This window comes from Rhodopila globiformis, assembly GCF_002937115.1.
Taxonomy (GTDB): domain Bacteria; phylum Pseudomonadota; class Alphaproteobacteria; order Acetobacterales; family Acetobacteraceae; genus Rhodopila; species Rhodopila globiformis.
Window position 1 is genome coordinate 25,388 of record NZ_NHRY01000076.1, and the last position, 19,010, is coordinate 44,397.

14 protein-coding genes and 1 pseudogene are annotated in these 19,010 nt (G+C 64.9%); 11 read left to right on the forward strand and 4 right to left on the reverse strand.

The features are described from left to right. Positions 1-202 precede the first annotated feature (202 nt). The 6 genes from CCS01_RS36010 (at position 203) to nrfD (ending at position 5,819) form a co-directional block, all read left to right on the forward strand. Positions 203-526: a hypothetical protein gene (locus tag CCS01_RS36010; protein ID WP_408887479.1), complete on the forward strand. Its 324-nt coding sequence runs from the start codon at positions 203-205 to the stop codon at positions 524-526. 123 nt (positions 527-649) lie between these two features. Next, a complete protein-coding gene (locus tag CCS01_RS08455; RefSeq protein WP_239992059.1) occupies positions 650-2,566 on the forward strand; it encodes an esterase/lipase family protein in 1,917 nt (638 codons plus the stop codon). Between the two features lie 8 nt (positions 2,567-2,574). Then, a complete protein-coding gene (locus CCS01_RS08460) occupies positions 2,575-3,543 on the forward strand; it encodes an Lnb N-terminal periplasmic domain-containing protein (protein ID WP_146101618.1) in 969 nt (322 codons plus the stop codon). Between the two features lie 102 nt (positions 3,544-3,645). Continuing rightward, complete coding sequence (locus tag CCS01_RS08465) at positions 3,646-3,909, forward strand: hypothetical protein (protein WP_104518392.1); 264 nt, start codon at positions 3,646-3,648, stop codon at positions 3,907-3,909. Continuing rightward, complete coding sequence (locus CCS01_RS08470) at positions 3,894-4,805, forward strand: 4Fe-4S dicluster domain-containing protein (protein WP_239992060.1); 912 nt, start codon at positions 3,894-3,896, stop codon at positions 4,803-4,805. The genes CCS01_RS08465 and CCS01_RS08470 overlap by 16 nt, the downstream gene beginning before the upstream one ends. Before the next feature lie 21 nt (positions 4,806-4,826). Further along, a complete protein-coding gene (gene nrfD, locus CCS01_RS08475) occupies positions 4,827-5,819 on the forward strand; it encodes an NrfD/PsrC family molybdoenzyme membrane anchor subunit (protein ID WP_104518393.1) in 993 nt (330 codons plus the stop codon). Between the two features lie 394 nt (positions 5,820-6,213). Here nrfD and fdh read toward each other — a convergent pair. From fdh to CCS01_RS08495, 3 genes and pseudogenes are all read right to left on the reverse strand, one after another. Continuing rightward, a pseudogene (gene fdh, locus CCS01_RS08480) lies at positions 6,214-9,336 on the reverse strand (formate dehydrogenase); the annotation flags it as partial. 229 nt (positions 9,337-9,565) lie between these two features. Next, entirely contained in the window at positions 9,566-9,844 is a 279-nt protein-coding gene (locus tag CCS01_RS32605; RefSeq protein ID WP_146101620.1) for a hypothetical protein, read from the reverse strand. A 384-nt stretch (positions 9,845-10,228) separates the two neighbouring features. Continuing rightward, complete coding sequence (locus tag CCS01_RS08495; RefSeq protein ID WP_193540117.1) at positions 10,229-10,603, reverse strand: metallophosphoesterase family protein; 375 nt, start codon at positions 10,601-10,603, stop codon at positions 10,229-10,231. Positions 10,604-10,944: 341 nt separating this feature from the next. Here CCS01_RS08495 and CCS01_RS08500 point away from each other — a divergent pair, with 341 nt between their 5' ends. The 5 genes from CCS01_RS08500 (at position 10,945) to CCS01_RS36015 (ending at position 17,606) form a co-directional block, all read left to right on the forward strand. Then, on the forward strand, positions 10,945-11,364 hold the full coding sequence (locus tag CCS01_RS08500; protein WP_104518423.1) for a helix-turn-helix domain-containing protein: 420 nt from the start codon (positions 10,945-10,947) through the stop codon (positions 11,362-11,364). A gap of 169 nt (positions 11,365-11,533) precedes the next feature. Beyond that, positions 11,534-13,300, forward strand: coding sequence for a DUF1800 domain-containing protein (locus CCS01_RS08505; RefSeq protein ID WP_104518396.1), 1,767 nt, complete (start codon positions 11,534-11,536; stop codon positions 13,298-13,300). Between the two features lie 21 nt (positions 13,301-13,321). Then, positions 13,322-14,563 (forward strand): DUF1501 domain-containing protein, encoded by a 1,242-nt coding sequence (locus CCS01_RS08510; RefSeq protein WP_104518397.1) that lies wholly within the window; start codon positions 13,322-13,324, stop codon positions 14,561-14,563. Between the two features lie 190 nt (positions 14,564-14,753). Further along, positions 14,754-17,096 carry a hypothetical protein gene (locus CCS01_RS08515; protein ID WP_146101621.1) on the forward strand — a complete coding sequence of 781 codons (2,343 nt, stop codon included), beginning with the start codon at positions 14,754-14,756 and terminating at the stop codon, positions 17,094-17,096. A 36-nt stretch (positions 17,097-17,132) separates the two neighbouring features. Then, positions 17,133-17,606: a cysteine rich repeat-containing protein gene (locus tag CCS01_RS36015; protein ID WP_104518399.1), complete on the forward strand. Its 474-nt coding sequence runs from the start codon at positions 17,133-17,135 to the stop codon at positions 17,604-17,606. A 60-nt stretch (positions 17,607-17,666) separates the two neighbouring features. Here the strand turns inward: CCS01_RS36015 and CCS01_RS08525 are convergent, their stop codons facing one another. After that, a complete protein-coding gene (locus CCS01_RS08525; protein ID WP_104518400.1) occupies positions 17,667-18,839 on the reverse strand; it encodes an LLM class flavin-dependent oxidoreductase in 1,173 nt (390 codons plus the stop codon). Between the last annotated feature and the right edge of the window lie 171 nt (positions 18,840-19,010).

Sequence of the window (19,010 nt, forward strand, 5' to 3'; positions counted from 1 at the left end):
CATCGGGATGTAACCGGACAATAAACGCTGCGGCACGGCCCTGCCGGTCCGAACTGCGTGCATCTATGCTGCGACGTGCAACGCCTGTTCGCTGAGGAAACGGACTGGCACACGTCGCGTGTCCTGCTGCCCGCGCTGCGCATGGCCTGCGCGCACCCGGCGCAGACGATCTGTACCCGGTTCATCCCGGCCGCCCGCGCTGGTGAGGGCCACGGCAGCTGGCGCCGCCGGCCGAGGTGATCGACAAGTACGTCTACTCGCCCTGGGTCGAGACCACATTGCAGGATCGGCTTCGGCAGCGGGGCACCTTGTCGGCGCCGCGATGGTGGCGCCGGGTGCCGATCACATGGCGCATCTGCTTGCCTGGGCGATCGAGCAGGGACAGACGGCGCGCGACCTGTTGCGCCTGCCGTTCTATCACCCGACGCCGGAGGAGGGACTGAAACCGGCGCTGCGCGACATCTGCCGCCAGGTTCATGCCGAGACTCCGGCTGACCAGGGCGAAGGATTTCCGCCCGGCGCGTGACACCCGCGCGGGCGGATGGAGCTGTCCGTTCCGAATTCAATATTATGGCCGGCGTTGCCGAAACGGCATAGTGCGCCGCCGCGTTCGCTTCGATCATCCGGCCATGCGAGGAACCAGTACAGCATGATGCCGCGCCCGCTTCCGGCCGCCCCCGCCAGCGCCGTCCGGCGGCCTGCGCGCCGGGCCTCCGTCGCCCTGGCGATCCTGCTGCTGGCCGGATGCAGCGGGCCCGTTCGCATCGTCAAACTGGACCAGCAGGACGCTTATAACTGGCTGAACCGCAGCGCGCTGACCGGCGACCGCTTGAGCGAGACGACGCGGACCGTGCTGCGGCGGCACAACCTGTCGCAGAGTTATGCCTATTACCCATCAGAAACCATCGCCGTGCTGCACGCCGAAGTCGTTGGCCATCCGGACGCCTGGAGCGACCTGTTCGCGCTGGCTGAACTCAGCTACGCGACCGCGGAGAAGGAGCAGTCGCCGGCACGCTATCTGGCCGCGGCGATCTATGCCTATGCGTTTCTGTTCCCTGAACCCGGCGGCGAACGGCCGAATCCGTACGATCCCCGGTTCCGCCAGGCCTGCGACCTGTACAACATGGCACTGACGATGGCGCTGTCGCCTCCGGGCGGCGGCGAGGTGTCCGCCCGGCCGGGGGGTTACCACCTGCCGTTCGGAACGATCGACATCGCCATGGACCAGGACAGGCTGGAATGGGGCGGACGGAAACTGGGTGGTTTCATACCGACCGGAACGACCAAGGTGATCGGCCTGCGGAACCAGTATCACAGGCCCGGCATCGGCGCCGCGGTGGCCGCGCAGGTCATTCGCTCCGATTCAGCGGTGCGCGGCATGCAGGTCGCGCCCCGGCTGCGGATTCCGGCAAGCTTCGTGCTGACGATTCCCGCGCCGCGCCGGCAGCTTGCGAGCGGGTCATTGCACGGGACGCTGGCGGTCTATGACATTTTCGATTCCGCTTCCGTTGCGATCGACAACCAGCCGGTGCCGATCGAGTATGACCAGACCGCGGCCCGGGTGATCAGCCTGGGCCAGACGCCGATCCTGCGCAACGAAATCAACGCCTTCCTTTACGGCGACCTGCTGAACACCAGCCCGCGGCTGGTCGGCCTGGAGCCGCACCGCAAGGGCCGCATGCCGGTTGTCCTGATCCACGGCACCGCCTCCAGCAACGTGCGGTGGGCGGACATGATCAATGATCTGCTGGAGGATCCGCAGATCCGCGCGCATTACGAGTTCTGGGCGTTCACCTATGCCAGCGGCGCGCCGATCCCGTATTCGGCGCTGACGCTGCGCGACACTTTGCGGCAGGCGCTGGCGGCGCTGGGCGGCAAGGCCAGCGATCCGGCGCTCGGGCACATGGTGCTGATCGGGCATAGCCAGGGCGGGCTGCTGGCGAAGATGCTGGTCATCGATCCCGGAGACGCATTGTTCCGCAAACTCAGCAAGCGTCCGCTCGACCAGTTGAAGCTGGACGAGGAGTCCCGGACGCTGCTGCGGCGCGGACTGTTCCCGACGCCGATGCCGGAAGTCGAGCGGGTGATTTTCATCGCGACACCGCAACGGGGAAGCTACGTGGCCGCGTTTTCGGCGGCGCGTCTGGTGGCGCGGCTGGTGACGCTGCCGCTGGCGGTGACCAAGGCGGGCGCCAGCATCGTAACCGGCAACGCCGACGCGCTGACATTCGATCCATCCAGGTTCCGCGTCGGCAGCATCTACGGGATGTCGCCGGGCAACCCGTTCATCAAGGCGCTGGCGGATACGCCGGTGGCGCCCGGGATACATGCCCACTCGATCATTGCGGTCCAGGGCAACGGGCCGGCGGAGTCCGGCGACGACGGCGTGGTGAAGTACAAGAGCGCCCATATCGGCGGGGTGGATTCCGAGCTGGTCGTCCGCTCGGGGCATTCCACTCAGTCGAATCCGGTCACGATCGCCGAGGTGCGGCGGATTCTGCTGGTGCAACTGGCGGCTGACTGCCCGGCGCTGGGGTGCGCCGGTGCCGTGACTGTGGCGCAATGAAGCGGCCGATGCGGCGTGGGTTGAACGCGGTCCTTGCCGCGCTGGCCGTCGCCGGGGGGGTGTGGGGCGCGTTGGCGCTGTATTTCGGGTTGCGCGCCCCGCCGCCGGTCCCGGACGTGCTGGCCGCCGGATTCGCGCTGACCATGGCGGCGTGCCTGCTGGGCCTGCCGGGCTGGCGCCGGTGGGCCGCCGCCGCGGGCCTGTTCGCCCTTGTGCTGGCATGGTGGGCCAGCCTGACGCCATCGAACGACCGCGTTTGGGAGCCGGAATACAGCCGGACCGCGTCGGCGAGCCGCGACGGCGATACGATCCGGCTCCATAACATCAGGAACGCGGCGTGGTTGCCGGACGGCACGCTCCGGCCGCACTATCATGACGCGGATTTCCGGTTGAGCCAGCTGAATGAGGTCGATCTGGTCTGTTCCTACTGGGCCGGCGACGCCATCGCCCACGTCTTCCTGTCGTTTGGCTTCCGCGATGGCCAACATCTGGCGGTTTCGGTCGAAACCAGGCGCGAGCGTGGCAAGCCCTGGTCCGCCCTGGCCGGCTTCTTCCGTCGCTACGAGCTGATCTACGTCGTCGCCGATGAGCGGGACCTGATCGGCGCGCGCACCGACGCCAGGCGCGAGCGGGTGTACCTGTACCGCCTGCGGGCCACGCCGGCCGAACAGCGCGCCCTGTTCCTGAGCTACGTCGACCGCATCCATACGCTCGCGGAAAGGCCCGAATTCTACAACACGTTGCTGAACAACTGCACGACCAACGTGGTGGACCGCGCCAACGCAGCGGCGCGGGTCATCCCGTATAGCTGGATGCTCCTGTTCAGCGGCCATGCAGACCGTTACGCTTACGACTTGGGGCGGATGGACAGCGATCTGCCATTCGATGCCCTGAAACGCGCCAGCCTGATCCATCGCCCGGACGATGCGGTGCAGGACGCCGATTTCTCCCGCGAAATCCGCCGCGGATTGCCATGAGCGGATCGTGTCTTCTGCCCGATAGTTGAACCGATCGCGAGGCGTGGCGGCCAAACCACGCGCGCCGCGCCGCGTTCCGCCTGCGAGCGAAAGGCGGGCGCAATGAAACGCGTGGAAGGAACAGTGCTGTTCACCCAGGAAAGCCGGTTCATGCTGGAGACGGACGCCGGCGAGCGGCATCTGTTCATCCTGTCGCACAAGGCCTCGGCCGAGGCGCAGCAACTGCCGCCGTTGCAGCATCGGCAGGCGCGCGTGCGCGTCACTTATGACAACGATCCGGCCATCATCGGCTACGCCGCCCATGCCATCGATGTGCTGCCGGAACAGCGTCGCGGCCAGGGGGCGCGGCAATGGGCGCGGCAATGATCGCCGGCCTGCCGCTGAGCAACCGGGTCCGGGACTATCCGGAATCGGAATTCCGCCATCCGCTGCCGCATGAAGCGGAACTGACCGCCGGCGTTCGTATCGAGCCCGGAAGGTCGTACGGGTTCTTCACCGACACCACGGTCTGCATCGGCTGCAAGGCCTGCGAGGTGGCCTGCAAGGAATGGAACAACCTGCCCGCCGACAACCTGGGACTGACCGGCGACAGCTACGACAACACCGGCCATCTTTCGGCCAACACCTGGCGTCACGTCGCGTTCATCGAGCAGATGGCCGACAGGCCGACGGAGATGCGCCCGTTCCAGAGCAACTGGTTGATGATGAGCGATGTTTGCAAGCATTGCCACAACCCGCCCTGCATGGAGGCATGCCCGACCGGCGCGCTGTTCAAGACCGAATTCGATACGGTGGTCGTGCAGCAGGATATCTGCAACGGCTGCGGCTATTGCGTGCCGGCGTGTCCGTTCGGGGTGGTGGACCTCAATCCACTCGACGGCAAGGCGCATAAATGCACGTTGTGCTACGATCGCCTGAAGGGCGGCCTGGAGCCGGCTTGTGCCAAGTCCTGTCCCACCGATTCGATTCAGTTCGGTGAGGTCGCGGATCTGCAGCAGCGCGCGGCGAAACGCCTGGAGCATCTGCATGCGGTAGGCGTTCCGTCAGCGTATCTGTATGGCGCGCCGGACGGACCGGGCGCGACAGGCGGGCTGAAGTATCTCAACGCCTTCTTCCTGCTGACCGACCGGCCGGAGGTTTACAACTTGCCGGAAGCGCCAACGCGTCCGTCGGACCGCGTCGCGCCGAGCCTTTTGAGCGGCCTTGCCGCCGTTGCAGGCCTGGCTGTTGCCGCTGTAGCGCTGTTTTCCCGACGCGATTGAGCCCTGGGGAGCGAGACCCGCATGAACTTCATTCCCTTGCCTTCGCCTAGCGCTGCCCGGCCGGTGTCGGACGCCTATGACGGCACGACGTATTACGGACGGCCGGCCCTGAAGCCGGCGCCGTTCGAGAATTCAGTGGTGGGAAGCTACATTTTTCTTGCCGGGTTGTGCGGCGTGGCGCAGGTGATTGCAACCGTTGCCGATGTGGCCAGGGCGCCGCGGCGCGAGGGGCTGGTGCGCCGTGGACGCTTGCTGTCGATGCTGGCGCCGACGCTTGGCTCGGTCCTGTTGGTCTATGACCTGCACACGCCAAAACGTTTCTACAACATGCTGCGGATCGCCAGGCCGACGTCGCCGATGTCGATCGGTACGTGGATTCTGATGGGATTTTCCATCTTCAGCGGTGCAACCGCCGCAGCGCAGGTCGCGGCCGATTGGGTGAGGCCGGGCTGGGCGCGGCTGCTGCATGGGATCGCCCGGACTACCCAGGTTCCTGCCGCGGTGGCCGGCGCGGGACTGGGCACCTATACCGCTTCGCTGCTGTCGTCCACCAGCACGCCGCTTTGGGCGGCCGCGCCGAAATCCCTGGCCGTGCAGTTCGGCAGTTCATCCATGGCATCCGGTGCCGCCGCGCTGGCGATGGCGGAACGGCACGCCGGCAGCAGGAGCCTGGCGCGCAAGCTGGATACGCTGGCACTGGCGGCGCTGGCGGTGGAACTGGGCGCGTCGGTGGTTTCCGAGGCAACGTACCGGACCCGGGGGATCTCGGCGGCGGAGGATGCCGCGGCGGATACCCGGACGATCGCGCAGATCGGCACGATCGCGCCGTTTGCGCTGCAAATGCTCGCGGGAAAAGGCAAGCGCAGCGCGGGAATATTGAGTGACCTGGCTTCGCTGGCGATCCTCGCCGGCAGCTTCTGCCTGCGCACGGGAGTGATGGAAGCCGGCGACGAATCCGCCCGGCGGCCACAAGACTATTTCCGTTTCGCCAAGCCGGGCAACCTGCCGAAGTAAGTTTGCCGGGATATGGTCTGGGCACCGGCGGGAGGCGATGCCCGCCGCTTGCACTCGCTCAGTCCTCCGCTATCAGCGAGGCGAAACGTTCGCGCGCCTTTTCCAGCGGCTCCCATTTCGGTCCGCCGATGGGATAGTGCGTGCCGTACACGACGCTGATGACACTGTTGAGCTGGTTCATGCGCTCGACGTCCTTCTGTGCAGGCGCGGCATTTCCCGTCTGGTGGAGCAGCGCACCGCGATAGGCGCACAACGCGATCGTAGCGGCTGAGAAATCATGTCCGATGCGATCGGGCTTGTCCGCAAGCAGCTTGTCGATTCGCCGCAGCACCTCCTGTCCCGACGGCGCCTTGACCGGTGGGGTCTTCGGCATGGGCTGACTTGCGGAGCCACCCAGCCGCCCTTTGCGCAGATTGCAGGTCAGCGCCTTGGTGCTGTGGATGCTGGTGTTGGCGTCGCCGAAAATCGCCAGAAGCACGTTGGCGATATCGCCCCGGGCATAGCCTTCCCAGCCGAACACCCAGGGCATGCCGATCTGATAGACCGTGCGGCCATCAATGGTGAACGGGCGCAGGCGGTCAGTGATCATCGCCTTCACCTCGATCTCGCCCCGCAACGTGGACAGCACCACCCAGTCGAGCTGCGCGACCCCTTTTTCCTGCGCCAGTTCCGGCGGAACTTCCACGAAGGCCTCCGGCTGCAGCTCAGCCGTGTGCGGCATTGCCCGCGTGGAGAGGCCGCCGCAATGCAGTTCCGTCAGCCGATAGGTGGTGAACACATAAGGAAACCGAGGGTCCGCCGGTGCATGGTATTCGTTGCCGGGCCGCGGCCACGTCTTCGTTGCCGGATCGACCTGGCGCTTGTACAGCGGATTGGCGATCGGGCTTTCCATCGGCTCGTAATGAACCGGCAGCGGACCGTCTTTCAGGCCCGACGGCACGAAGATCTGTGACCGGCCATGCGGCACCATAATGAACGGATCCGTCCCAGCCAGAGCCTCCATTCCCTGCGGGTTCTTCGACCAGTCCGGCCGGTACCCGGGGGGCTTGGTTTCGACGAAGTCCGGGACATCATTGCCGTCCCACTTGCCCTCGGCGTCGTTCCACCAGACCAGCCGCTTGGCCTCCGACCATGGACGACCTTCGGGATCCGCCGAGGCGCGGTTGTACATCTCCCGCCTGTTCGACGGCCAGGCGAAACCCCAACCCCGGTGGTTCGTTTCCATGCCGATAGCGTCTGGCTGACGTGCCCGCGCCTGGTTATGGTCGGCGCTTGGCGTGATGCCGGCATATAGCCATCCGCCGCAGGCGGTGGACCCGTCGTCCTTCAGTTCCTGAAAGCTGGCGACAAGCTTTTTGTCCGCCCACGTGCAGCCGTTGATTTCCTGCAGCACCTGCAGCGCATCCGGCTCCTGCTGCTTGCCTCTCAGCCGATAATCCCAGGTCAGCGCCTGGATCGGCCTGTCCCTCGCTTCGGTGCTGTCGGCGTACAGCTGTTTCAGCCGGTTGCCCAGATGCACCATGAACCAAAGGTCGGAGCGGTTGTCGCCCACTGGTTCCAGGATCTTGTCGTGCCACTGCACCAGGCGGCCGGTGTTGGTCAGCGTGCCGTCCTTTTCGGCCGGCGCGCAGGCCGGCAGCAGGAATATTTCGGTACTGATGTCCTCTGGACGCAGTTCACCACGCTGCACCAGACGCCCCTTCTTCCAGAAGCTTGCTGTTTCCGTCTCGAAGCTGTCGCGCACGACCAGCCACTCCAGCTTCGCAAGGCCGCGTTCTATCAGGTCGGAATTGACCGAGCCCACCACCGGATTCTGCCCGAACACGAACATGCCGCGCGTGACCCCGTCACAGGTAGCCAGGGAAATCGGCAATTGCGAATGATCGCCTGTCAGTTTCGGTAAGTATGAGAAGCAGAATTCGTTATCCGGCGTGGCATTGTCGCCGTACCAGGCTTTCAGCAGGCTGACGAAGTATTTCGGGAAATTGTGCCACCAGCCGGTCGGAACTGTTTCGGCTTCCAGCAGGTCCTTCAGGCTGTGATGCGGTTTGTGCGCATTCGGCTGTGGCAGATACGTCGGCAGCATGTTGTACAGTGTCGGGATATCCGTGCTGCCCTGGATGCTGCAATGGCCGCGCAGCGCCATGATCCCGCCACCCGGCCGCCCCATGTTGCCCAGCAGGGACTGTATGATGCAGCAGGCGCGGATGATCTGCACGCCGGTTTCATGATGTGTCCAGCCGACAGCGTAACAGAACGAGCTCGTTCTGTCACGGCCTGAATTGCTCGTCAGCGCCTCGCAGACTCGCAGGAATGTATCCCTGGGGCAGCCGGTGATCCGCTCGACGGCCTCGGGCGTGTAGCGCTCATAGTGGCGCTTCAGGATCTGATAGACGCAGTTCGGATCGTGGAGAGTCGGATCCTCCGGCGGTGGATGATGGCTCTTGCGCGCGCCGAACAACGTTTCGGTGGTGCTGGTATGATGCCCGGCATGGTGTTCGGCCAGAGGCGAGGGCTCCGGCTCGCCGGCCGGCTGCCAATTTTCTACGTTGTAGCATCCGTCCTTGTCCCGGAAGCCGGAGAAATAGCCTTCCAGGTCCTCGGGTCCCTTGTACTTGTAAGTGATGACCGCCGCGATGTTGGTGTACGCCATCACCCACTCACGGAACCATAGGTCGTCGGCCAGAATGTACCGTATGATACCACCCAGGAAAGCGATATCAGTCCCCGACCGGATCGGCGCGTAAGTGTCCGATAACGCCGAGGTGCGCGTGAACCGCGGATCGACATGGATAATCGTCGCGCCACGCTGCTTGGCCTGCGTAACGAACCGGAACCCGACCGGATGGTTCTCCGCCATGTTGGAGCCCATGATGACGATGCAGTCCGCATGCGCCAGGCTCCAGAGCTGCATTGTCGCCGCACCGCGTCCAAAGGAGGCACCCAGACTGGGGACCGACGCGGAGTGTCAAATTCGCGCCTGGTTCTCGATCCCCACCATCCCCAGGCCGCCGCCGAAGAATTTCTTGATGAGGTAGTTCTCTTCGTTATCCATCGTGGCACCGCCGATGGAGGCGATGCCCAACGTGTGGTTGACCGCCGAGCCATCGGGCAGAGTATGGGTGAACGTCTCATCGCGCGTCCGCTTCGTGATCTGCGCGATTCGTTCCATCGCCCAGTCGAGCGGCTTCCGTTCCCATTTTGTCGAATGCGGCGCGCGATATTGCACGTAATTCAACCGTAGCGGGCTGGTCAGCAGGCCGAGGGTGCCGGCGCCTTTGGGGCAAAGCGTGCCCTGGTTGATCGGGCTCCGCGGGTCGCCTTCGACGTGAATCGGCCGGCCCTTCTTCGCATAGACAAGCTGGGAACAGCCTACGGCACAGAACGGACAAATGCTGGTGCCGACCGTGTCGGCATCCTCAAGCCGGGGACGCAACGTCTTCGACTGGGTGCTCTGGGCGGCGGTGGAGTAGGGGCTTTCGCCGGCAAACTGCCTCGGCAAGGACCAGTCGTTCATAAAACCCTGGACACGATCGGCAATCTTTCGGCGCATGCGAGGCATCGGCTGGTCTCCTTCGCTTCGCCAACGCCGCGCTGCGCCAGTGGTTTCAGCAGCGCTCGACTATTGAGCGTGTCCGCCAACGAAACTGCGACGTGACCGAATGGCTGAGCGGTTACGGAAAGCTCGGCGTCAAAATCAGCGCCTCGGCATGTCGTTGCAAAACCGGCGGTGGATTTTGTCGCCGCTAGAAGGCGTTGTCATCCCACCACACCGGATTCGCCGCGCCCGTGCGATTAGCCCGCGAATCGTAAGGCGGCTGAACGGGAGCCCAGACCCCGACCGGCAGTTGGCCAATGTTGAACAAGGGCCGCGGAGCGCCGGCTATGGGGGGAGGCGCGGTATATGGCGCCATCAACGACTCACTGGCCGTCGGCGCCGTTTCCCGGGCAGGATTGGATTGGGCCAATGCCGCGGATGACAACACCATGGCCGTGCCGAGCGTCAGTGCGAAGATCGCCTTCATCGTCGTCCTCCGAGTCCTGATCTGTGATGCGTGCGCCACAGCGAAGACCAAAACTGCCGCACTCACCGGCTCTGATATGATATTGTGATGGGGAGCTTTATGACCCAGGTCACCCACGGATCATTTTAATAATATCAACTTAGCTTGAAGGACGGCGATTACAGCGTCACGACCGTCAGATCTGCCCAACTGCGAGAGCCTGTCTGGATGGTTGGCAGGGCGGCCACTGGGATGCGCGGCTATACGTGCAACAAAGCGTATGGTCGGCCGGTCGGCTTTTCAATATGATGTGCAACGTTAAAAACTGGCATCCCGCCTGGGGTCTTGCCCTCGTAACGGCCGCGGTGCGCGTGGCCGTGCAGCACCGCGTTCACCCTGAACCGGTCAATCGTCTTGGCCAGGCGCGAACACCCCAGGAACGGGAAAAATTTCCGGCGGTTCACACCGGATCGTTTCGGAAATTGGTGCGTAATGAAGCACCACGACGGTGCGCTGCGTTGGCGTCCGCCGCATCGCGTTTTCCAGCGACAGCGCTTCCTGCACCGTTTCAGCGACGAACTGCTTGATCGCCGGTTCGCCGAACGAGCCCAGCATGCGCGTGCCGAAGCCACCGGCAAATCCCTTGATGCCGACGAAGCCGACGCCATCAATGATGCAGGATTGGCCTTCCAGCAGGTGCACGCCGGCACGGCGAACGATTGCCCGCACCTCATCGACGTGGCCGCATTCGTAATCATGATTGCCCAGCACCGCCACCACCGGGATGGTGCAGGAACGCAGGCTGTCCGCCAGCAAGCATGCCTCGGCCGGGTCCTTGGTCGGACGCCGAATTCCGGTATAGCAACAAAGCGCATAGGTGCCGCCAACGAGGAACGGCAGGCCGCGTAGAACGCCTCGGCGGCCGGCGGGGCGAGCGGGCCGGCCTGCTGCGCCTCGATCGTCATGTTTCACCGTGGGCATGCATGGCGCCATAACACGGCGCGGCCGGGATGGTTTCGCGCCCGTCGGATTGCGGCCTCCGTTATTGACAACTGAAACGGCTGCGACCAATGGCGGCGTCCGCCGCTGCCAGCATCGCATCGGCCGAAGGAGATGACGCAATGGCCGCCGGGCGCGAAACGGAACCTGTCATCGAACGCATCGAAGCACGGCTTGAGCGGATGGATCTGCCGCTCGAGGCAGCGTTGAAACAGGCTGGGCTGCCAACGGATTTTCTCGACAGGCTGCGCGCTGGCAAAATGCCGATCCCGCGCGGGCGGCGCCTGGTGAAGCTTGCCGAGGCGCTGGGAACATCGGTATCCTATCTTGTCGGCCTGGATCCGGATGTTCCGCCGCCCCAGGAATTGCTGGAGGAGGAGCAGGGTTCGTTCGGCCTTTTGGCCGGTGACGAGGAGGCACTGCTGGGGGCGTATCGCCGCCTGGATGTACCGTCACGTGCTGCCGCGCTGCACGTGCTGCTCAAAATGGCGGGTCCGGAACCGGAGCCTGATGTCAAAAGGACGTCCCGTCGCAAGGACTGAAAAAAGCGGGACGTGCCGGCCATGTCGGATCGCCCGTCATGGGTCATGCTCGTCGCAGTCAGCCTATACCTGCTATAACTGAGTCGATGGAATGTTTGGCGATAAAAGTGTCGAATTGACCAGCAGGCTTGTGCCCAAAGCATTGGTCCATCCAGGATGGGGAGACGTCATGGAAGCTGATTCAGCAACGACCAACTGGATCGGCAACCTGACGCCGATCGGCGCCTCGGACTGGACATATGATCGGGCGCGCCATTTGCTTGATCGCGCCGGCTTCGGCGGCACGCCGGACGATATCACCCGGCTGTACAGGATGGGGCCCGAGGCCGCGGTCGCTTTCCTGGTCGATCTGCCGCCGAACGATGATCCGAAGCTGGCGGCGTTCGACGAGTCGCCGATCTACGATCCAACATTGCGCAATTTTCCGCCAACGCGGCCGACAGCCACGCGGCTGGCGGCGAAGGCCGGCTCGGCAATGGGCGTCAGCGTCAAGCCATCAGGAGATCGGCGTTTGCAGCCGGTGGTTGACCGCTTCTTCTACTGGCTGCGTGCGAGCAGCCTGGAGACGAAGCGGCTGGCGCACTGGTGGGCCGAATGCATGCTGCTGAGCGATCAGCCGCTACGTGAGAAAATGGCGCTGTTCTGGCACGGTCATTTCGCGACCGGCGCGGACAAGGTGCGCGACTATCGCAAGATGAAGGTGCAACTCGCGCTGCTGCGCGCCCAGGGCACCGGCAATTTCCGCACTCTGCTGGTGGGCGTGGCGAAGGATCCGGCGATGCTGGTGTTCCTGGATGCCGGCCGCAACGTCAAAGGCGCGCCCAATGAGAATTTCGGCCGTGAGGTCATGGAGCTGTTCACCATGGGCGTCGGCAACTACACCGAGCAGGATGTGCGCGAGGGCGCGCGTGCTTTCACCGGCTGGATCGACGACGACCTGATCTTCGGCTTCGACGCCAGCAAGCACGACGCCGGCATGAAGACGTTCCTTGGTCATACTGGTCCGTTCGACGGCGTCGCAGTGCTGGATATCATCCTAGAGCAGCCGGTGACGTCGGTTTTCATCGCCAGCAAGATGTATCGTTTCCTGGTGAACGAGGATCCCTCGCCGGATCTGCAGCAGCGGCTCGGCGCGGTGCTGCGCGACGGCAACTATGAGATACGGCCGTTCCTGCGGACGCTGTTCCTGTCGCGGGATTTCTACAGCGTCGCCAGCATGGGCGCGCAGATCAAGGGGCCGGTGGAGCTGATCGTATCGACCTACCGCCAGCTGGGCCTGACGGCGTTGCCGGGCATCCCGGACATCAACAGCGCCAGTGACGCGCTTGGGCAGGTGCTGCTGAATCCGCCGACGGTGGCGGGCTGGGCGCAGGGCCGCGCCTGGATCACGCCGGCGACCCTGATCGAGCGCGGCAATTTCGCGCGGGACGTGCTGTTCCCGGACCAGATCGATTTCACCGACCCGAATCTCGATCCGGGGGCGCAGATCCGCGAGGTCAACGCCCGTATCCTGCGCGGCATGAACGTTGCCGCCGCAACGACCGAGGAAGCGCCTGGCGGCAGCGCGATGATGGGCGAGCGGGCGATGGCCAATGTCGAGGCGAGGCAGGAGGAGTTCAACACCCGCCTGGGCAGCCTGCACGGCTGGCAGCAGGCAGTGCGCAAGGTAAAGCCGATCGTTCGGGCGCCGGCACAGTTCAGCCTGGCCGAGATCGTGTTGCAGGCCGAGGCGCGCACCACCGCCGATGCGGTCGACGTGCTGCTGGTGCGGTTCCTCGGCGTGCCGGTCGACGATGGCGCGCGGGCAACGCTGATTGCGTTCCTTGATGCACAGCTTGGCACCTCGGATATCGCGCAGGCGCAGACCTATCTCGAGGAGCCGCTGCGGCTGACCACGCACCTGATCATGAGCAGGCCGGAGTACCAGCTCGTCTGACGAAACGGGAGAGGAACGGATATGGTTGCACCCCATGAACATCGCGGCGGCCCGGCGCGGCGGGACATCCTGCGCGGCGCTCTGTTCGGCTCCGGCGTGGCGCTACTGGGCAATTCGGCGACCCCGGTGGTGCTGAGTTCCCCCGCGCGGGCCGCAACGCCAGCGGCGAACGAACGGATTCTGGTGGTGGTCGAGCTGTCCGGCGCCAACGACGGGCTGAACACGGTGGTTCCCTATGGCGACGATGCCTACTACCGGGCGCGACCGAAGCTCGGACTGCCGGCCAGGAACCTGCGCAGAATTGACGATCATTTCGGTTTCCAGCCGCGCATGGCCGGGTTCGAGCGCCTGTACAAGGACGGCCAGATGGCGATCGTCCATGGCGTCGGCTACGATCATCCGTCGTTCTCGCATTTCACTTCGATGTCGTACTGGCACACCGGCGCACCGAACAGCGGCGATGCCTATGGCTGGCTCGGTCGGCTGGCGGATGCGATCGATACAACCGGCAACGGTGATTTCCTGGTGGACATCCAGTCGGGCCAGTCGCTGGCGGTGCGGGCGCAGCACCACGTGCCGCTGGTGTTCGACGATCCGGCGCATTTCAGCCGCGGCGCGTTCTACGACGAGCAGGTGGCGATGCGGAGCCTGTCGCCCGGCGGCAAGCCGCGCAATGCGAGCGAGGCATTCCTGTTCCAGGTGGCGCACAGCGCGCAGACGGCCGAGCAGCGGGTGCACGAGGCTTGCAGCGCCTACCGCACGCCGATCGATTACGGCCTGGTGCGGTTCGGGCTGGAGCGCGTCGCAGCTTTGGTTGCCGCCGGCTTCGCGACGCGGATCTACTACGTATCGTATCCGCGCAACGCCTTCGATACGCACGTGTACCAGGCTGACACGCATGCCCGTTTGCTGATGTACGTCTCCGACCACATCGCCGGGTTCATGCAGGACATGCAGCGGCTGGGGCGGGCCGGCGACGTTACGGTGATGGTGTTCAGCGAGTTCGGACGGCGGGTGGCGGAGAACGCCAACCTGGGCACCGACCACGGCACGGCGGCGCCGGTATTCGTCATCGGCGCCCCGGTGCGCGGAGGCCATTACGGAGAAGTTCCGAGCCTGACCGATCTTGACGACGGCAACCTGAAGTTCACCACCGATTTCCGCCGCGTGTACGCGACGATGATTACGCAGTGGATGGGGTGCCCGGACGCGACGGCGGTGTTGCGGCAGGACATGGCGCCGCTCGGCATCATGGGCGCCTAGCGCCTCGGCATGGTCTATTGATGGTTCCAGACCTCTGCGGCCGGCCCACTTCCGGTGGATCGAATACCTGCGGTGCGGCCTCCGTCCACGCGGTGATCGCATTTTTGCACAGGCACGGTAACAAGCCGGCTTGCCTTTCCGGCGTTCGTCCACGTAGCCTGCATCGTCAAAGCAAGGCGCGGGGGCAACGATGGGAAACGGGCGTCTGTGCGCAGTCATCATCAGCATACTTGTTGCTTTATCGTTACTTAATGCCGCATCCCTGAGGGCACAGACCCCCGCTTGGCCGCACACCCTCACCCTCGACGGGGCCAGCGTCGTCGTTTATCAGCCGCAGGCCATCGAATGGCCCAGCCATGAGACGCTGACCACGCGCGAGGCCATCGCCATCACCTTGCCGGGCGAGAAAAGTCCCGTTCTGGGCACGACCGAAATTTCATTCTCTACCCACACCGACGCCGCCACGGACGAGGTCATCCTGACCGACCCGCAGCTGATCGCTTCGCATTTCCCGGCCTTGGACACCGGGCAGGCGGCGCGGCTCGAGGCGCGGATCAGGAATGCCTTGCCGGGCATCCGCGCCCGTCCGGTGTCGCTGCAGACTGTGCTGCTCAGTCTGAAGCAGACGGCGAAACCGGACAATGTCGCCGTCGACAACACGCCGCCCGTCATTTTCTACAGCGCCCGGCCGGCCATCCTGGTGATGTTCGACGGCGAACCGGTGATGGCGCCAATCGGCCAGACGGGCTTGACCTTCGCGGTGAACACAAACTGGGACGTGTTCTCCGAAGGCCGGCATTGGTACCTGCTGGCCCACGGAACCTGGCTGGCTGCGGACGCTTACACCGGGCCCTATGTGCCGGTTACGAAACTGCCAGCGGCATTCTCCACCATTCCGGCGGACGAGAATTTCGCTGCCGTCCGCAAGGCAATTCCACCGCCGCATAACTCCACGATCGCACCGGCGGTGTTCGTCAGCACCAGGCCATCGGAGATCATCATAACCGACGGGCCGCCGCAGTTCGTGCCGGTCTCGGGAACCGGCCTGCAGGTGGTCAGGAACACGCACAACACGCTTTTCTTCCAGCCATCGGACGGCAAATTCTTCCTGCTGACGTCCGGCCGCTGGTTCGCCTCGCACGGCCTGGACGGACCCTGGCGTTTCGCCAGCAACGACTTGCCGCCGGATTTCGGGCTGATCCCGCCAAACGGACCACAGGGAGCGGTGCTGGCCTCGGTGCCGGGCACCAGCCAGGCGCAGCTTGCGGTGCTGCAGGCGCAGGTGCCGCGCCAAGCCACGCTGAAGAAGGACAGCGCGAAGCTGAACGTGGTCTATGCCGGGCCGCCACAATTCAAGCCAATTCCTGGCGCACCGATGACCTATGCCGTCAACACGTCGTATGAGGTGATCGGGACCGCCGGGGCATATTACGTCTGTTACCAGGGCGCCTGGTTCACCGGCCCGTCGCCAATGGGTCCCTGGGTGCTGGCGACCAGCGTGCCGCCGGTGATCTATACTGTTCCACCCAGCAGCCCGCTGTACAACGTGACCTATGTCAAAGTCTATGGCGCGACGCCCGCGGCCGTCACCTATGGCTACACCGCCGGCTACCTGATGGGCTTCGTTTCGGCAGGCGTCATGGTCTATGGTACCGGCTATTATTATCCACCGGTGGTACTGCCCGGCCGGGTACCAATCTATTACTCATACCCAATGTCCTATGTGGGGAACCTGGCTTACAACCCGGCGACAGGGACGTGGGCGCGTGGCGGCACCGTCTATGGACGTTACGGCAGCGTCGCGACCGGCGGCGCATACTATAACCCTGGCACCGGGGCCTATGGCCGTGCCGGAACGGCGTATGGCCCCTATGGCGAGGCGCGCGGATTTTCCTACTACAACCCGTCAACCGGCGGCTATGCGCGCGGCGGCACCACCTGGAACGCCGGCGGCGGCTATGCGCAGGGCAGCTACTACAATCCGCGCACCGGCGTCAGCGGATCAACCACCCAGAACGCCAATCCTTATGCCCGGTGGGGCTCCAGCACCTTTGCGGGACCGAACCAGACGGTGCGTACCGAAAGCGGCAGCAACGCTCGCGGCTCGGCCGGCGCCTTTACCTCCACCACCGGCGCCGAGGGCGCGGCCTACCGCGGCGCGGGCGGCAACAGCGGCGGTGCGATACGGACCCAGAACGGTGACGTTTATGCCGGCCATGACGGCAATGCTTACCAGCACACGTCCAATGGTTGGTCGAAATGGAGCAATGGCGGCTGGCAGCCCGTGACGCCGCCCGCGGGCACGTCGTCCGCGACGCGGCAACAGGCGCCAGGCGGCACCGCCGGGCAGGCGCAGAACCGGACGGCGCCGGGCCAGCGCGCGGGGCGCCAGTCGATCGACAGTTCCTCGTATCAGCAACTCGAGCGCGATCGCCAGGCTCGTTTCGCCGGCAACCAGCAGCGCCTTGGCGAAACAGGTATGGGCGGCCGGTTCGGCGGGCGTGAGGGCGGCGGCTTTCGCTTCAGGCGTTGAGCCGGCCCAGGCCGCGCCGGAACAGGAGGGAAACGCATGTCGTTACTTGACCGCTTAGCTGCCGCAGGGCCGGGCCGTTTCGTCGCCGTCGTGCTTTGCTGTGTGGCCGGACAGGCAGCCGCGCAGCAACCAACACAGGCCCAACGCGACGCCATAAAGGAGTCCTGTCGCTCGGATTACCAGGCGTATTGTGCCAGTGTCCCGTCAGGCGGCGAGGCATCGTTGCAATGCCTGCAACAGCACCTGACCGGCCTGTCGCCATCTTGCCAGTCGGCGGTAAGCGCCGTCAGTACGCAACATGCGCCCACGGCCATGCAGGCACCACCGCCAGCGATGTCACGACGGCAGCAGGCCACGATGATGCGCCGGGCCTGCGGGCGCGACTTCGCAAAGTATTGCAGCGAAGTCAAGCCCGGCGAGGGCCGGGCGCTGGCCTGCCTGGAGGGAAATCAGTCACGCTTGTCCCCAGCCTGCAAGAGCGCCCTTGCCGAGTTGCACGGCGCCCGATGAAGGCACCGCCGCGGTCCGTCCGGACCCCGAACGGTTCCGCGCGCGGCGGGACGGCCGGCGTCACGCGCGATTGGCTTTCTCGGCGGCGTAGCGCTGATTGGCCGCCTCGACGGCCCTGGCGTGGATTTCGGCCAGTTCCGGCCGCGCGGCACTGGCGATCCGTGCCGCCTCGGCCGTGCTTTGCGCCTGGCCCTGGAAGCGCGGCATCACGTGGCGCGCGATCAGTTCATAGCTCTTCTGCGTCGCCTGCCAGTTCGCCCAGTTGTGGCCGAGCAGAAGATAGCAGCCGAAACCACCGTTCGACTGCCTGATCAGGCGGTCGATCTGCGCCGCGCACTCATCCGGCGTGCCAATGACGCCGATGCCGGACTCATTGATGAATGAAATCATCTCCTGGACCGTGTTCCCTGTCACCGTCATCTGCGGAAACGCTGCAACGGTCTGCAGATAGCGGAACCAGTGCTCGATGCCATACTCAACGTCGCGCAGCGCCTGTTCTTTCGTTTCGGCGCAATGCATCGGGCCGACCAGACGCCATTTCGAGCGATCAACGGTCTTGCCGTGGGCCTTCGCCTCTTCCTCGATGATGGTCCAATGGTGCGCGAGCGCGTCGAAGCCGGACGCAAGCGTCGCGCCCACCGACAGCAGGCCGACCCCATGTCGTCCCGCCAGCTTGGCCCCGGTCGGCGAGGCCACCGCGGCGACGCCGATGTCGAACAGCGGGTTGGAATAGGGACGGATGTGCAGCCGCGCGTCGCGCAGGTCCCAGCGGTCGTTGCGGAACGTCACAGGCTCGTCGCTCGTCAGCAGGCGCATGATGACGCCTAGGCTGTCTTCGAGCAATCCGCGGGTCTGCGCCTGCGACAATCCGATCATGGCGCCGTCGGTGGGCAGTGATCCGGGGCCGGCGCCGAACATCATGCGGCCGCGGGTAAGGTGGTCGAGCAGGACGATGCGCTGTGCCACCCACAGCGGATTGTGGTAGGATAGGCTGATGACCCCGGTTCCCAGCCTGATGTGCCGCGTGCGCTCGGCTGCGACCGCGATCATGATCTCCGGTGACGCGCTGATCTCGGACCCGGCGGAATGGTGCTCGCCGAACCACGCCTCGTCATAGCCGCAGCGGTCGAGCAGGCCGATCAGGTCAAGGTCGTTCTGCAACGCGAGCGTCGGGTTGACGCCGGGCTTGTGGAACGGAGCGAGGAAGACGCCAAAGCGCAGCCGGGATGTCACGGACGTTCTCCTTTGGGTCATGGGCCGCTCCGCCGGCGGGCGGAGGAGCAAGGGGGGCAGCTTGGCCCTTGCGCTCCGGCCGATCAACCGTTGTTCAGGATGTTGTGTTCCGGTCTATGGCTTTTACCTGCGTCGAAGGCCACGATGTTTGCTTTCGTCAATCGGAAATGC